The 15,778-nt window shown below is 60.9% G+C and carries 12 protein-coding genes; 4 read left to right on the top strand and 8 right to left on the bottom strand.

Annotation, left to right across the window (positions count from 1 at the left end; genetic code table 11):
* Position 1 precedes the first annotated feature (1 nt).
* Positions 2–1,315, top strand: coding sequence for a 3,4-dihydroxy-2-butanone-4-phosphate synthase (gene ribB, locus ACT6QH_RS06245; RefSeq protein ID WP_444973943.1), 1,314 nt, complete (start codon positions 2–4; stop codon positions 1,313–1,315).
* A gap of 240 nt (positions 1,316–1,555) precedes the next feature.
* Here ribB and ccrA read toward each other — a convergent pair whose 3' ends face one another.
* Complete coding sequence (ccrA, locus tag ACT6QH_RS06240) at positions 1,556–2,833, bottom strand: crotonyl-CoA carboxylase/reductase (RefSeq protein ID WP_444973942.1); 1,278 nt, start codon at positions 2,831–2,833, stop codon at positions 1,556–1,558.
* Positions 2,834–3,052: 219 nt separating this feature from the next.
* On the opposite strand from ccrA, the gene ACT6QH_RS06235 reads away from it, so the two are divergent.
* From ACT6QH_RS06235 to ACT6QH_RS06225, 3 genes are all read left to right on the top strand, one after another.
* Entirely contained in the window at positions 3,053–3,295 is a 243-nt protein-coding gene (locus ACT6QH_RS06235; RefSeq protein ID WP_444973941.1) for a GlsB/YeaQ/YmgE family stress response membrane protein, read from the top strand.
* 238 nt (positions 3,296–3,533) lie between these two features.
* A complete protein-coding gene (locus ACT6QH_RS06230; protein WP_444973940.1) occupies positions 3,534–5,507 on the top strand; it encodes a methylmalonyl-CoA mutase family protein in 1,974 nt (657 codons plus the stop codon).
* 339 nt (positions 5,508–5,846) lie between these two features.
* Positions 5,847–6,788 carry a DMT family transporter gene (locus ACT6QH_RS06225; RefSeq protein WP_444973939.1) on the top strand — a complete coding sequence of 314 codons (942 nt, stop codon included), beginning with the start codon at positions 5,847–5,849 and terminating at the stop codon, positions 6,786–6,788.
* Between the two features lie 124 nt (positions 6,789–6,912).
* Here ACT6QH_RS06225 and serA read toward each other — a convergent pair whose 3' ends face one another.
* The 7 genes from serA to ybaL form a co-directional block, all read right to left on the bottom strand.
* On the bottom strand, positions 6,913–8,502 hold the full coding sequence (gene serA / locus ACT6QH_RS06220) for a phosphoglycerate dehydrogenase (protein ID WP_444974027.1): 1,590 nt from the start codon (positions 8,500–8,502) through the stop codon (positions 6,913–6,915).
* A 210-nt stretch (positions 8,503–8,712) separates the two neighbouring features.
* Complete coding sequence (locus ACT6QH_RS06215; RefSeq protein WP_444973938.1) at positions 8,713–9,882, bottom strand: phosphoserine transaminase; 1,170 nt, start codon at positions 9,880–9,882, stop codon at positions 8,713–8,715.
* A 79-nt stretch (positions 9,883–9,961) separates the two neighbouring features.
* Positions 9,962–10,819, bottom strand: coding sequence for a metal ABC transporter permease (locus ACT6QH_RS06210; RefSeq protein ID WP_444973937.1), 858 nt, complete (start codon positions 10,817–10,819; stop codon positions 9,962–9,964).
* Positions 10,816–11,652 (bottom strand): metal ABC transporter permease, encoded by an 837-nt coding sequence (locus ACT6QH_RS06205; RefSeq protein WP_444974026.1) that lies wholly within the window; start codon positions 11,650–11,652, stop codon positions 10,816–10,818. The genes ACT6QH_RS06210 and ACT6QH_RS06205 overlap by 4 nt, the downstream gene beginning before the upstream one ends.
* Before the next feature lie 32 nt (positions 11,653–11,684).
* Positions 11,685–12,599: a manganese/iron ABC transporter ATP-binding protein gene (locus tag ACT6QH_RS06200; RefSeq protein ID WP_444973936.1), complete on the bottom strand. Its 915-nt coding sequence runs from the start codon at positions 12,597–12,599 to the stop codon at positions 11,685–11,687.
* A complete protein-coding gene (locus tag ACT6QH_RS06195) occupies positions 12,596–13,564 on the bottom strand; it encodes a metal ABC transporter substrate-binding protein (protein WP_444974025.1) in 969 nt (322 codons plus the stop codon). Before ACT6QH_RS06195 ends, ACT6QH_RS06200 begins: the two co-directional genes overlap by 4 nt.
* A gap of 121 nt (positions 13,565–13,685) precedes the next feature.
* Positions 13,686–15,551, bottom strand: a complete 1,866-nt coding sequence (gene ybaL, locus ACT6QH_RS06190; RefSeq protein WP_444973935.1) for a YbaL family putative K(+) efflux transporter — start codon at positions 15,549–15,551, stop codon at positions 13,686–13,688.
* Positions 15,552–15,778 lie beyond the last annotated feature (227 nt).

Raw genomic sequence — 15,778 nt, 5'->3', positions numbered from 1 at the left:
CATGAAACTTGCGGAATGGCTGGAAGCCACTGGCACGACACGTAGCGCCTTTGCCCGGCTGGTGGGGCTTTCCCCCGCCAGCATTACGGCTTTGTGCAATGACGATCGTGCCTGGATCTCCCGCGAAAGCGCCGAGAGGATTGCGCAGGCCACCGAAAATGCGGTGACCCCCAACGATTTCCTCGGCCTCTCCACCCCTCCCGCCCGGAGTGTGCTCGTGACAGAAAACAGCATTCAGGCCCGTGTTCAGGCCGCTATCGAAGCCTTCGCCCGTGGTGAAATGGTCGTCGTGACCGATGATGATGACCGCGAGAATGAAGGCGATCTGATTCTCGCCGCCTCCATGGCCACACCTGAGAAGATGGCCTTCATCATCCGCAACACCTCCGGCATCGTCTGCGCGCCCCTGCCCGCCTCCGAGGCGCGCCGCCTGCGGCTGGACCCGATGGTTTCCACCAATGATGCGCCCCTGAGCACGGCCTTCACCATCTCCATTGATGTGCGCCACGGCACCACCACTGGCATTTCGGCAGAAGAGCGCACCAATACGGTGCGGGCGCTGGCCAATCCCAATATGGGCACGGCAGATTTTGTGCGCCCCGGCCATGTTTTCCCCCTCATCGCACGCGAAGGCGGGGTGCTGATGCGCTCGGGCCATACTGAGGCAGCGGTGGATCTGTGCCGCCTTGCCGGTGTGCCGCCCGTAGGCGTGATCTCCGAACTGGTGAATGATGACGGCACCGTGAAGCGCGGCCCGCAAGTATCGGAGTTTGCAGAACAGCATAACCTGCTGCGCATCTCCGTGGCCGATCTCATCGCCTACCGTCAGGCTCGCGAAAAGCTGGTGACGCGCTGCGCCGAATTCCCGGTGCCCACCGCCATCGGCGAATTGCAGGGCTTCTCCTACACCACGCCTTTTGATACGGCGAACCATCTCGCACTGGTGAAGGGGCGCATTGGCGACGGGGAAAATGTGCTGGTGCGCCTGCACCGCGCCGACCCGATCGCCGATCTGTTTGCAGGCGGCCAGACCCTGCTCAAATCCCTGGAGCGTATTGATTCGGAAGGCCGCGGCGTGCTGATCTATCTGCGCGATGGTACGGCTGGCGTCCCCACCAATGCGCTGGGCCCGACCGAACAGACCAGCAGCGAAGCCGAGCGGGACCGCCAGTGGCACGAGGTGGGCCTTGGTGCGCAGATACTGCGTGATCTGGGCATTTCCTCCATCCGGCTGCTGTCCTCCACCTCGCGCACCTATGTGGGGCTCAACGGCTTCGGCATCGCCATTTCCGGTGTGGAACCGATCGAGAGCTGACGCACCTCATCACAGCCCCTGAAGGCTGCCTGCATAAAAACAACACACCTTCCCGATCCATGGTCGGGGAGGTTTTTTCGTGTCTGCTCATTCTCGCCCGCCCCGGCATGCTTCAGGCCGGGCCGATCAGCGGTGCGCCCATGAAAAAGCCCCCTCCTGATCCGGGAGGGGGCTTTTTCATCATGGAATATTCAGCTCACAGACACACTTGCAGCCGCACTTGCAGCCGCACTTGCCGCCTCACTTGCCGCCGCACGCTTCGACGACATCATCAAAGGTCCGCAGGCCGGGACGCGGCGCATTCACCAGCACCGCCATATTGCCGGGCGCGTGCTTGTTGGCCAGCATCTTGCCATGCGCCGCCGGGATATGATCCCAGGTAAACACTTCCGACATGCAAGGGTCCACGCGACGGTCAATGATGAAGTCATTGGCCGCAGATGCCTGCTTGAGATGGGCAAAGTGAGAACCCTGAATACGCTTCTGGCGCATCCACACATAGCGGGCGTCAAAGGTGATGTTGAAGCCGGTGGTGCCGGCGCAGAACACGATCATGCCACCGCGCTTGCCCACCAGGGTCGACACCGGGAAGGTGTTCTCGCCCGGATGCTCGAACACGATATCCACATCTTTCTTGCCGGTGATTTCCCAGATGGCCTTACCGAACTTGCGGGCTTCCTTCAGCCAGTCGCCATATTCGGGCGAGTTCACCTTGGGCAGCTGTCCCCAGCACTTGAAATCCTTGCGGTTGATAACGCCCTTGGCGCCAAGGCCAAGAACATAATCGCGCTTGGATTCATCCGAGATGACGCCGATCACATGCGCGCCGGAAGCGGCAGCCAACTGCACGCCAAACACGCCGAGACCACCGGAAGCGCCCCACACCAGCACATAATCACCCGGCTTCACCGTGTGCGGCGCATGGCCGAACAGCATGCGATAGGCGGTGGCCAGGGTCAGGGTGTAGCAGGCGCTCTCTTCCCAGGTGAGATGCTTGGGACGCGGCATGAGCTGACGCGCCTGCACGCGACAGAACTGGGCGAAGGAGCCATCCGGCGTCTCATAGCCCCAGATGCGCTGCGAGGGAGAGAACATCGGGTCGCCGCCGTTGCACTCCTCATCGTCGCCATCATCCTGGTTACAGTGCACGACAACCTCGTCGCCCACCTTCCAGCGCTTCACCTTGGCGCCCACGGCCCACACGATGCCCGCGGCATCGGAACCGGCGATATGGTAAGGCTGCTTGTGCACATCGAAGACGGAGATGGGTTCGCCGAGGCCAGCCCAGATTCCGTTGTAGTTCACGCCGGCAGCCATCACGAACACGAGCACATCATGCTCGCCCAGCTCCCAGGTGGGCACCACCTCAAGCTGGAATGACTGTTCTGGCGGCCCATGGCGCTCACGCCGGATAGCCCAGGCATACATTTTCGAAGGCACATGACCGAGGGGCGGAATCTCGCCCATCTCATAGAGATCCTTCAGCGCCGTGCTACCCGTTTCAGCGTTCTGGCCCATAGCGTTCCGTCCTCTCTTCCTCTCAAGAACCTCAGGTTCCATTTTTAGATCATTATCGCAATGCAGCGTAGCAGAGAAGATTTTCGCAGCAACTGCTTTCCTGAGCGGCGCATCCCCCCCTCTTTAGGCGAATGATCCGCCTCGCCTTTCCCTGTTCACGCGCGGGCCCCATCGCACTAGACTGGCCGGACACAGCCTGAACTCGGAAGGACACACCCCATGGCAGCCCTTGTGATGACCCTGATTGTCGGCCTGATCGCCGGCTTTCTGGCCGGGCAGATTTTTCGCGGCTACGGCTTCGGGCTGGTCGGAAACATGGCCGTGGGCGTGGTTGGCGCGCTCATTGGCGGCTTTCTGTTTGGCAATGTGTTTCTGGTTGGCGGCCTTGTGGGGCGCATTATCAGCGCCACCATCGGGGCCGTCATCCTGCTGTTCGTCATGTCCCTGATCCAGAGACGCTGAAAAGCAGTGAACACAGCCGCATGGCTGGAAATGCACTTGCCACTTGCGGTAGACAGTTGCACCTTACGTCAGGCATGAAATCATGTCGGACGTAAGGTCTGGAACTTTTCCATCGACGCGCCGCGCGCTGCGTCGCACAATAAGCCGGCTTGCTTCACAGGAATCAGGCGGGAGGACTTCGCCCCATTCAAACCAGGGTGAAGGCTAAACATTTCGGTCGAATAACGGGGTAATTCGGATGGTGGTCCGCGACAAACCTTGGCTCTTCCGCACATATGCCGGCCATTCCACGGCATCGGAATCCAACAAGCTCTACCGCTCGAATCTGGCCAAGGGGCAGACCGGCCTATCAGTCGCCTTCGACCTGCCGACCCAGACCGGATATGACAGCGACCACCCCCTCGCCCGCGGCGAAGTGGGCAAGGTGGGCGTGCCGATTTCCCATCTCGGCGACATGCGGACCCTGTTTGACGGCATTCCGCTGGCCGAGATGAACACCTCGATGACCATCAATGCCTGCGCGGCCTGGCTGCTCTCGCTTTATATCGCGGTGGCCGATGAGCAGGGCGCCGACCGCGCCAAGCTGAAAGGCACCACGCAGAACGATATCATCAAGGAATATCTCTCGCGCGGCACCTATGTGTTCCCGCCCGCACCTTCCATGCGGCTGACCAAGGACACCATTCTTTTCACCACGCAGAATCTGCCGAAGTGGAACCCGATGAATGTGTGCTCCTACCACCTTCAGGAAGCCGGCGCGACGCCCGTGCAGGAGCTGGCCTTCGCGCTGGCCGACGCCATCGCCGTGCTCGATACGGTGAAGAATTCCGGCGAGGCCGAAGGCCCCATCTTCGGTGAAGTCGTGGGCCGCATTTCCTTCTTCGTGAATGCGGGCATGCGCTTCATCACCGAGATGTGCAAGATGCGCGCCTTCGTGGATCTGTGGGACGAGATCTGCGTCAATCGTTATGGCGTGACAGACCCGAAGCAGAAGCTGTTCCGCTATGGCGTACAGGTGAACTCTCTCGGGCTGACCGAGCAGCAGCCCGAGAACAATGTCTATCGCATTCTCATCGAGGCGCTGGCGGTCACCCTCTCCAAGCGGGCCCGCGCCCGTGCCGTGCAGCTTCCGGCGTGGAACGAGGCTCTGGGTCTGCCGCGGTCGTTCGATCAGCAATGGTCGCTGCGTATGCAGCAGGTGCTGGCCTATGAAACCGACCTGCTGGAATATGCCGATATTTTCGATGGCTCCACCGAAATCAACAAGAAGGTGGAAGAGCTGAAGGAAGAGGCGCGTTCGGAACTCGCCCGTATCGAGGCCATGGGCGGCGCTGTTGCGGCCATTGAAAACTCCTACCTTAAGCAGGCGCTGGTGGAATCCAACACCCGCCGTCTGGAAGCCATTGAGCGGGGCGATCAGGTGGTTGTAGGCGTGAACCGCTGGACCGAGACTGAGCCCTCTCCGCTCACCACGGGTGAAGGCGCCATTCTCACCGTGCCAGAAGGTGTTGAAGCCGAGCAGATCTCCCGTCTTCAGGCCTGGCGCGAGGCGCGCGATGCCAAGGCAGCGGAAAAGGCGCTGGCCGAATTGAAGAGCGCGGCGCAGGAAGGCCGCAATATCATGGAGCCCTCCATTGCCTGCGCCAAGGCGGGTATCACCACAGGTGAATGGGGGACCTGCCTGCGTGAAGTGTTTGGCGAGTATCGCGCCCCCACCGGCGTGGGCCGTGCTGCCCGTGCCGATACACAGGGCCTGGAAGAGGTGCGCAAGGATGTAGATGCCGTTTCGGACCGTCTCGGCCGTCGCATCAAGTTCCTTGTCGGCAAGCCGGGGCTGGATGGCCATTCCAATGGCGCGGAACAGATTGCCGTACGCGCCCGCGATTGCGGTATGGAAGTGGTGTATGAAGGCATCCGCCTCACCCCGGCCGAGATCGTGAATGCCGCCCTTGAAGAGAGCGTGCATGTGGTGGGGCTTTCCATCCTTTCCGGCTCGCATGTACCGCTGGTGCGTGATGTGATGGAACGGATGCGTGCCGAAGGGCTGGATGATGTGCCGGTCGTTGTCGGCGGCATTATTCCGCCGGAAGATGAAGCCCAGCTTCTCGGCTTTGGCGTGGCGGCTGTCTATACGCCCAAGAATTTCGAGCTGAACCGCATCATGGCAGATGTCGTCTCCATCGTGGATGAACGCACCAGCAAGGCGGCCTGATACCACGCATCAGGTATCAACCGGCAGGGGACACCGTTTCCATGCTGCCGGTTTCATTTCTCAGAATGGCCGCCCCGTGCGGCCATTTTCTTTTGTATATGGACTCGCCACCTTCAGATCCGACGTTAGGTCAGGCTTGAAGAGAGTTGCCAACCCGGCTCCATCGTCTTAACCCGTACCCCTACACCTTTCAGGGTGCAGGATCTGTCTATCCCCGAATCCACTCTTTCCCGGAAGGTCACGCAGCCTTGGACTGTGCTTGATTCGCATTTCAATTGCGCTCAGACCAGCGCAAAAGCGTGCTGCAAGATCAGTCAGGATGCGGCCACAGGAGAAACCATGTCCCCCTCCCCGGCGCCCCGCTCCCTGCGCGGGCTGTTTGATGCGCCCTATCTGTTACTGTCTCTCACAGCCTTGCTGTGGGCTGGCAATCTGGTTCTCGGCCGCTATGTCGCCGGTCATGTGCCGCCTGTTACGCTTGCCTTGCTGCGCTGGGTGGGGGCGACAGCCATCATCCTGCCCTTCGCATGGCCGCAACTGAAGCGCGATCTGCCGCTTATCCGCCGCTTCTTCTGGCTGCTGCTCCTGCTGGCGGCCACGGGCATCGCCTGCTTCAACGCCATGAGCTATCACGCCCTGCAATATACGCAGGCGGTGAATGCGCTGCTGCTCCAGTCCATGGCCCCGCTGCTGGTGGGGCTGTGGAGCTTCTTCCTGTTCCGGGACAAGCTCTCTCTGGGCCAGATTGCCGGCATCTGCACCTCTCTTTGTGGCGTGGTGCTGATTATCAGTCGGGGCGATATGGATACGCTGCTCCATCTCACACCCAATGTCGGGGATATGTGGATGGTGATCGCGCTGCTGATCTACGCCTTCTACACGGCCATATTGCGCAATCGCCCACCCATGGGCGCGCTGTCCTTTCTGGCTGTCATCATGGCCTTGGGCTCCATTTTGCTGGTGCCATTCTCCGCGCGGGAACTGGTCGCAGGCCAGAGCCTGCACCTTGATATCAAAACCGTACTGACGCTGGGCTATGTAATGATTGGCCCTTCGCTTGTCGCCTATCTGTTTTTCAACCGGGCGGTGGAACTGGTGGGCGCCAACCGGGCCGCACCCTTCCTGCATCTCATGCCGGTGTTCGGTACTGCGCTGGCCATCGTGTTTCTGGGAGAGGCGCTGGCTTGGTTCCACCTCATGGGATATGCGCTGGTGATTTGCGGTATTTTTCTGGCGACACGCGCTGGCCAGAAACCCGCCAAGCTCCAGCCTCCCACCTGAGGCAACTGAAGCCCTGCCAACGCTTTAAAGAAAAACCCGCATATCCGGCATTCGGATATGCGGGTTTTATTTTGTATGCCGGTGGCCGGCCTCAGCCAGCCACCTCAAGGAAGAACAGCCCAGCTCAGAACTGAACCAGCTTGGCCTGCTTCACATGCGGCAGAGCCTGGATCGTGGCCAGAAGCGCTTCCGGCACCGCGCCATCAATAGACACCAGCGCGATGGCTTCGCCACCTTCCGCATGACGACCCAGCGCGAACGTGGCAATATTGATGCCAGCTTCGCCCAGCAGGCCCGCGAAAGCACCGATGAAGCCCGGCTTGTCCTCATTGGTCACATAGATCATGAAGGGCGCGAACTCCGCGTCCATCTTGATGCCCTTGATGTTGACCATGCGCGGCTGGCCATCAGCAAACACAGTGCCGGTGACAGAACGCTCATACTTGTCGGTCACCACCGTTACGGTGATGAGGCTCTCATAATCGCCGGAAGTGGCGCGGGTGGTTTCTTCCACCGCAATGCCGCGCTCCTTGGCGACGGACGGGGCCGAAACCACATTCACGTCCTGAAGCGCCGGGCGCAGCAGGCCGGCGACTGCGGCAGAGGTCAGCGCCTTCACCTTCAGTTCCGCAACCGGGCCCTCATAGGTGATGCGCACGGTCTTGATGTCGGTATCAGTGAGCTGGCCAGCGAAGGAACCCAGCTTCTCCGCCAGTTCCACGAAGGGCGTCAGCTTCGGCGCTTCCTCGGCGGTGATGGAGGGGAAGTTGATGGCGTTGGTGATGGCACCATCCAGCAGATAATCGCTCATCTGCTCGGCCACCTGAAGGGCCACATTCTCCTGAGCCTCGGTGGTAGCAGCGCCCAGATGCGGGGTGCAGACCACATTCGGATGACCGAACAGCGGGTTGCTTTCAGCCGGCTCGACGGTGAACACGTCAAACGCCGCACCCGCCACATGCTTGGAATCCAGCGCCGCGCGCAGAGCCACCTCATCCACCAGACCGCCACGGGCGCAGTTGATGATGCGAACGCCCTTCTTGGTCTTGGCGAGGTTTTCGGCCGAGAGAATGTTCTTGGTCTTCTCGGTCAACGGGGTGTGCAGGGTGATGAAATCAGCACGGGCGAGCAGGTCTTCCAGCTCCACCTTTTCAACGCCCAGATCCACCGCACGCTCGGGCGAAAGGAAGGGGTCGAACGCAATCACCTTCATGCGCAGGCCCACGGCGCGGTCCGCCACGATGGAGCCGATATTACCGCAACCGATGATGCCGAGGGTCTTGCCCGTCAGCTCCACGCCCATGAAGCGGTTCTTCTCCCACTTGCCGGCCTGGGTGGAGGCGTCCGCTGCGGGGATTTCACGGGCCAGGGCGAACATCATCGCAATGGCGTGCTCAGCCGTGGTGATGGAGTTGCCGAACGGCGTGTTCATCACGATCACGCCCTTGGCCGTAGCGGCGGGCAGATCCACATTATCCACGCCGATACCGGCGCGACCCACCACCTTCAGACGGGCAGCATTTTCGAGAATCTTCGGAGTGACCTTGGTGGCCGAGCGAATGGCCAGACCATCATAATTGCCGATGACTTCGGCCAGCTTGTCCTTGTCCTTGCCGAGGTCCGGCTGGAAATCGACATCAATGCCGCGATCTTTGAAGATCTGCACAGCGGCGGGGGACAGCTTGTCGGAAATGAGAACGCGAGGTGCCATGATGGGCTCCATCAGATGTGAGGATCGCAACCGGCATGCCACACGGCACGGGCCGGTGTGAGAGCCAGCCCGAAAACGAACTGGCTGCGAATTGAAAGAGATAAGTCGAGCCGTCAGGCGCTTTTATGCGTGCGGGATGACCGCAACGCGACAGCACCGTGAAGGAAGGCGCGCACCAAAAGGGCGCGCCCATCCCCGTTCATCGGCCTTGTATCAGGCCTTGAGCGCAGCCTTGGCCTCGTTGAAGGCCCAGTCCAGCCACAGGGTCAGCGCTTCCACGTCGGAACGCTCAACCGTCGCACCGCACCAGATGCGCAGGCCGGGAGGGGCATCGCGATAGGCGCCGATGTCATAAGCCACACCGCCCTTTTCGAGGCCGGCCGGAATCGCCTTGGCGAAGGCCGCCTGCGCATCTTCAGGAAGTGCGGTGACTTCCGGGTCCACCACCTTCAGGCACACCGAGCTATTGGAGCGGGTGACGGGATCATTCGCCAGGAAATCCACCCAATCCGTGCGGGCCACCCACTGGGCAATGGCCTCGAAATTGCGGTTGGAACGTTCCTGAAGCGCCTTCAGACCACCAATTTCCTTCGCCCACTTCAGGGCATCGAGATAATCCTCGACGCAAAGCATGGACGGGGTGTTGATGGTTTCGCCCTTGAAGATGCCTTCATTGATCTTGCCGTTCTTGGTGAGGCGGAAGATCTTCGGCAGCGGCCATGCGGGCTTGTAGGTTTCCAGCCGCTCCACAGCGCGGGGCGAGAGGATGAGGATGCCGTGCGCGCCTTCACCGCCCAGCACCTTCTGCCAGGAGAAGGTGACCACATCGAGCTTGGAGAAGTCCACCGGCTGGGCAAAGGCCGCAGAGGTGGCATCGCAAATGGTCAGGCCCTCACGATCAGCCGGAATCCAGTTGGCGTCCGGCACCATCACGCCGGAAGTGGTGCCATTCCAGGTGAAGACCACGTCATGCGTGAAATCGATCTGGGTCAGATCCGGCAGGTCGCCATAGGCGGCCTTCAGAACGCGGGCATCAGCCAGCTTGAGCTGCTTGACGACATCGGTGACCCAGCCTTCGCCGAAGCTTTCCCAGGCCAGCATGTCCACCGGGCGCGCACCGAGCAGCGACCACAGGGCCATTTCCACCGCACCGGTATCAGACGCCGGCACAATGCCGATGCGATAATCGGCAGGCACTTCCAGAACTTCGCGGGTGAGATCAATCGCCTCTTTCAGCTTCGCCTTGCCAACTTTGGCACGGTGCGAGCGGCCGAGGGGCGCATCGGCAAGCGCTTCGAGCGTCCAGCCGGGACGCTTGGCGCACGGGCCCGAAGAAAAATTGGGGTTCTCCGGGCGGATTGCCGGGGCAGTATTCGCAGTCATGTGACCATCCTTGCAGATGAGCGCCTCCCGTTGGGGGGAGGTGTCCCGCCGCCGCAGATACGCTTCGGCGAGGCCCGCGTCAAGCATCACCTTGCGCATGGCGGCTCATAATGTGCCGCGCACGCAGGCGGGTGCCAATGAAAACGGCAAGAAACAACCCGGTCATCAACAGCACAATGGTTGGCGCAGGCGCACTGTCGATGAAGAAAGAGGCATAAACACCCAGCATCGCGCAGCCCACCCCCACCAGAACGGCCACCAGAAGCATGGTGCCAAAGCGCCGCGTGAGCAGGAAGGCGATTGCGCCCGGCGCGATCAGCAAAGCCACGGCGAGGATGATTCCCACCGCCTTCAGCGCCCCCACAATGGTGAGCGAGAGCAGCACCAGAAAGCCATAATGCAGCAGCCGAACCGGCAGCCCCACCACCCGCGCCTGGGCCGGATCAAAGGAAAAGAGCAGAAGATCTCGCCATTTCACGGCGATCAGCCCCGTCACCAGCACGGTAATCAGGGCGCTTTCGGCAATATCGTCCAGCCCAACACCCAGCACATCGCCAAACAGGATGTGATCCAGATGCACATCGGATTGGATGGCTGTGAAAAGCACAATGCCAAGGCCGAACATGCCGGAGAACACCACCCCCATCACCGTGTCTTCCTTCACACGGCTGTTGGCCTTGAGATAGCCTGTGCCCAGCGCGCACACCATGCCGGCGCAAAACGCCCCCAGCGCCAGCGGCAGGCCAGCCATATAGGCCAGCACCACGCCCGGCAGCACGGCATGGGAAACGGCATCGCCCATCAGCGACCACCCCCGCAGCACCAGAAAGCAGGAGAGCAGCGCCATCGGCAATGCCATCAGCGCGGAAATGACCAGAGCATAGATGATGAAATCAAACTCGAACGGCAGCAGCAGGGTCTCCACAAGACTGCTCATGAGCCCGCCTCCCCCGCTGTTTCGGCCAGTGCGGCGGCAGCGCGGCGACGGGCCGCCAGCACCCCATGGGTTGGCGCAAAGATAAAGGCCGCCAGAAAGATCAGCGTCTGCAACACCACGATGATACCACCCGTCGCGCCATCCAGAAAGAAGGAAGCGTAGGCCCCTACAAAGCTGGTGCCCGCCCCCAGCAATACGGCAATCGCGATCAGGCGCGGGAAGCGGTCTGTCAGCAGATAGGCCGTGGCGCCCGGCGTCACCACCATGGCGATGACAAGAAACGCCCCCACCGTCTGCATGGCCGCCACGGTGCAGGCCGCCAGAATGCTGAAGAAGAGAACCTTCATCAGCCGCGGCCGCAGCCCCACACTGCGCGCATGGGTTTCATCGAAGAAGATAACGACAAGATCTTTCCAGATCACCAGCAATATGGCCAGGGAGACACAGCCAATAATAGCCAGTTGCAATGTGTCTTCCGGCGAAATGGCCAGAATATTGCCAAGCACGATGGTCTTCACATCCACCGCCATGGGCGACAGCGAGATCATGAACAGGCCCAGACCGAAAAAGGAGGTGAAGATCAGCCCGATCACCGCATCTTCCTTCAGCCTTGTACGCTCCTGCAAGAACAGAATGGCCGCCGCCGCCAGAGCCCCGGAAAAGAAGGCCCCGATGGAAAAGGGCAGCCCCAGCATGAAGGCCCCAGCCACGCCGGGCACGATGGAGTGGGACAACGCATCCCCAATGAGCGACCAGCCCTTGAGCATGAGAAAGGCGGAAAGAAAAGCGCACACCGCTCCCACCAGCGCACTCACCCACATGGCGTTGGTCATATAGCCATAGGCGAAGGGCTCCAGCAGCACGCTCACGGCTTTTCCTCCGGGCGGGCTGTTGCGGCGGGGCGATCCTTCACCAGTACAAGGGGGCGTTCATCATCCGTCAGCACGCCCACCATTCCGGGTCGCGAGCCATGGCTTTCATCCAGCATGAAGTGACGCAACACGCCGCCAAAAGCCTTCTCCAGATTGGACTGGGTGAAAATCTCATCTGTCGGACCATAGGCCAGAACAGTATTCTTCACGAGAATGGTGCGATCACAAAATTCCGGCACACTGCCCAGATTGTGGGTGGAGACCAGCATCACCCGCCCCTCATTGCGCAGGGCTTTCAGCAGGGCGATGATGGCGTCTTCCGTCTTCACATCCACGCCTGTGAAGGGCTCATCCAGCAAGATGACCTGCGCATCCTGCGCCAGGGCGCGGGCCAGAAACACCCGCTTCTTCTGCCCGCCGGAAAGCTCACCAATCTGCCGTTTGCGGAAATCCAGCATGTTCACGCGCGCCAGGGCCGCTTCTACCATGGCCCTATCCTGAACGCGGGGCATGCGCAGCATGTTCATGTGGCCATAGCGGCCCATCATCACCACATCTTCCACCAGAACAGGGAACGTCCAGTCCACTTCCTCGGCCTGCGGCACATAGGCCACCAGATTGCGCCGCAGCGCCTGCCGCACGCTGAGACCAAGAACCGAAATCTGCCCGCGTGCAGCCTGCTGGAACCCCATTATGGCTTTGAAAAGAGTGGATTTTCCCGCGCCATTCACCCCTACCAGCGCAGCGATGCAGCCGGCGGGAATTTCAAAGCTGGCATCGCGAAGAGCCGTATGCCCATTACGATACGTCACGGTGAGGTGCTGCACGCTGATACCAGCCACCGCTCCAGCGCCCCCACTTGCGCCCCCACCTGCACCCTCGCCCCCACTCACATTCTGCGCACTCATTGCGCCTCCGTCTTTTTCGGAGCCAGCCCATTGGCGATGGTTTCGCCAGTCACGCGCATCAGGTCGATATAGGTGGGCACCGGGCCATCTTCCGTGCTCAGCGAATCCACATAAAGAACTCCGCCATATCGCGCGCCGGTTTCACGGGCGACCTGTTTTGCGGGCTTGTCGGAAATGGTGCTTTCCGAGAAGACAACCGGGATAGCGTTGGCCTTCACCTCATCAATCACCCGGCGCACCTGCTGGGGCGAGCCCTGCTGATCTGCATTGATCGGCCACAGATAGAGTTCCTTCAGGCCGTAATCGCGCGCCAGATAACTGAAAGCGCCCTCGCTCGTCACCAGCCAGCGCTGGTTTTCCGGCAGGCTCTCCAGTTCAGCGCGCACGGGCTCCAGCGCCGCGTTGATCTTCGCCTTGTAGGCTTCAGCATTGGCCGTGTAGATCCCGGCATTCTGCGGATCATATTTTACAAAGGCATCGCGGATATTGTCCACATAGATCAGCGCCGCCTCGTGTGACATCCACGCATGGGGGTTGGGCTTGCCCTCATAAGGGCCGGAGCCAATGCTCAGGGGCGTCACACCCTCGCTCACCACCACGCTGGGCACACCCTTGAGGCGCTTGAAGAATTTTTCGAACCAGAGCTCCAGATTCAGGCCATTCCACAACACAAGCTGCGCATCGCGCGCCTTGATAAGATCACCGGGCGTGGGCTGATAGTTATGGATTTCCGCGCCGGGCCGGGTGATGGATTCCACAATGGCGGCATCCCCCGCCACATTGCGCGCCATGTCCGCAATCACCGTAAATGTGGTGACAGCCTTGAACTTCTCCGCCCTGTCTTCAGCGGCCGCAGCGCCCGTGGCCAGAGTGAGGCTGGCAAGCAGCGCGCCTGTCGTCAGATACCGGGCCAGTCTTGCAAGGCTGGAGAGGCGCTTACGGCGCACAGCCACCAGCGAGCCCATGAATTTGGAAACCGCACGACATGGTTCTTCACCCAGCATCTGGACCTCCGTGATTCGATAGGCGTGAGGATAGCCATCCATTTTCGCTTCTGCAAATTATTTGCATTTAAGATGCGAACCATCAGGCTGCTCCCAAATTACCCTCAAGCCTTTGCGCTTCCTGAGGTTCCATAGCCTCCGTCTGCGGCGCGGCCTTCTCTGCTCTGTCCTCCGGGCCAGGCTGAGGCGCAGAGCTTTTGCGCTGAACCACCGGCACCGGCAACCCGCCTTCAGGCATGGGGCCATTTTCCTGGCCCGCTCCCCTTCCAGCCACAGAGCGCGCAGCCAATGCATGACTCAACATGCCGCGCGCCACCTCCCGCTCACCCACAATCACGAAATCGGCGCCGCTTTCACGCAGAGCCTCCACCTCGCTCTCGCTATGCGTGCGAGCGATGATCTCGATATTTCGGTTCAAGGCACGCGTCTTGCGGATGATGCCGCCAGCATCAAAATTATGCGGAATGGCAATGATGATACGCTCAGCCCCGGCCACATTCGCCGCCTCAATTGTTTCCGGTATGGCAGCATTGGCATCCAGCACCTCCAGCCCGCCAGCACGGGCCTCCGCCACCCTGTCCTCCTGATCCTCGATCACCACCACGGGCAAACCGGCGGCTTTCAGCCCCTCCCCCACCAGAATGCCGATCTGCCCATAACCCACCAGAATGGTGTGATGGCTCTTCATGGTCGGCACCAGCACTGTCTCCGGCACGGGCTCATCCGCCACCGGATCGGCCAGCTTCGCACGGAACCGATCCAGCGCGAGAAACAGGAAGGGGTTAATCATGATGCTGAAGATGGCTGTCGCCAGAATAAGGTCCTGCGCCTCCTCTGGAAACAGCCCCAGGCTCAGCCCCAGCGCCATGAGAATGAAGGAAAATTCGCCAATCTGCGCCAGCGAGACCGAAATGGTGAGGGCAGTGAGCAGGCCGTAGCCGAACAGACGCACCAGAGCCAGCGCGGCAAGGGATTTGCCCACCAGCACAATCGCCACCGTGGCCAGCAGTGCCAGCGGATTGTTCAACAGGTTCGCCGGGTCCACCATCATGCCGACGGAAACGAAGAACAGCACAGCGAAGGCATCGCGCAGGGGCAGGCTCTCTTCAGCCGCACGATGCGCAAGCGGCGATTCGCTCAGCACCATGCCGGCAAAGAAGGCCCCCAGCGCGAAGGACACTCCGAACAGAACCGCCGCTCCATAGGCCACCCCCAGCGCAATGGCCAGAACCGCAAGACGAAACAGCTCACGCGAGCCGAGCAGCGCAACCCAGTTCATGATCCACGGAATAAGCCGCCGTCCAACCACCAGCATCACCAGCACGAAGCCCAGAACCTTGGCCAGGGTTACGCCCAGCGTGGTCCAGACATCCATGGGCCCGAACCAGGCGGAAGCGGCATTCATAGGCTGGCTCGTGCTGCCCAGTGCAGAGGCGAAGGCGGGCAGCAGCACCAGCGCTAGCACCATGGCCAGATCTTCCACGATGAGCCAGCCCACCGCGATACGCCCCTGTTCGCTCTCGATCAGCCGGCGCTCCTGCATGGCGCGCAACAGCACCACAGTACTGGCGGTTGAAAGGGAGAGCCCGAAAACCAGCCCCGAGCCGACACTCCAGCCCATGAAATAGGCAAGCCCCATCCCCAAAAGTGTGGCCACCGAGATTTGCAGCACGGCCCCCGGCACTGCAATGGCCTTCACCGACAGCAGATCCTTCAGGGAAAAATGCAGCCCCACCCCGAACATGAGCAGGATGACGCCCAACTCCGCCAGCTCTCCCGCCAGATGCTGATCCGCCACGAAACCCGGTGTAAACGGCCCCGCCATGACCCCGGCCAGCAGATAACCCACAAGCGGAGAAAGTCGCAGGCGCTGCGCGATGGCTCCGAACACAAATGCCAGCACGAAAGCGCCAACAAGCGTCGCGATTAACGGTGTGTCATGAGGCACGTTCAGAACTCCTTCAAAAACACAGCCGCACCACAGACAGAACGACTTCCCACATCAGACGGCAGCCCCGCCGCCATCACACACGCCGCAATCACATGCACTTACATCTTCACGGCCATGAGACAGACGAGTCATTACAAGACTAAGGCAAAGATAGTGCCATGGCAGCCTGACCACAGAAAATGCCGCCCAAAAAACAAAAGCGCCCCTGAAGGGCGCTTCTGAAA

The organism is Haloleucobacter albus, from assembly GCF_052492075.1.
Note: the sequence above shows the minus strand (reverse complement) of the source record. Positions and strands in the feature narration are given on the sequence as shown.

Coding starts and splice junctions, on each gene's coding strand:
- ribB (WP_444973943.1), top strand. CDS start 2: ATGAAACTTGCGGAATGGCTGGAAGCCACTGGCACGACACGTAGCGCC.
- ccrA (WP_444973942.1), bottom strand. CDS start 2,833: ATGGGCCAGAACGCTGAAACGGGTAGCACGGCGCTGAAGGATCTCTAT.
- ACT6QH_RS06235 (WP_444973941.1), top strand. CDS start 3,053: ATGGCAGCCCTTGTGATGACCCTGATTGTCGGCCTGATCGCCGGCTTT.
- ACT6QH_RS06230 (WP_444973940.1), top strand. CDS start 3,534: ATGGTGGTCCGCGACAAACCTTGGCTCTTCCGCACATATGCCGGCCAT.
- ACT6QH_RS06225 (WP_444973939.1), top strand. CDS start 5,847: ATGTCCCCCTCCCCGGCGCCCCGCTCCCTGCGCGGGCTGTTTGATGCG.
- ACT6QH_RS06215 (WP_444973938.1), bottom strand. CDS start 9,882: ATGACTGCGAATACTGCCCCGGCAATCCGCCCGGAGAACCCCAATTTT.
- ACT6QH_RS06210 (WP_444973937.1), bottom strand. CDS start 10,819: ATGAGCAGTCTTGTGGAGACCCTGCTGCTGCCGTTCGAGTTTGATTTC.
- ACT6QH_RS06205 (WP_444974026.1), bottom strand. CDS start 11,652: ATGACCAACGCCATGTGGGTGAGTGCGCTGGTGGGAGCGGTGTGCGCT.
- ACT6QH_RS06200 (WP_444973936.1), bottom strand. CDS start 12,599: ATGAGTGCGCAGAATGTGAGTGGGGGCGAGGGTGCAGGTGGGGGCGCA.
- ACT6QH_RS06195 (WP_444974025.1), bottom strand. CDS start 13,564: ATGGGCTCGCTGGTGGCTGTGCGCCGTAAGCGCCTCTCCAGCCTTGCA.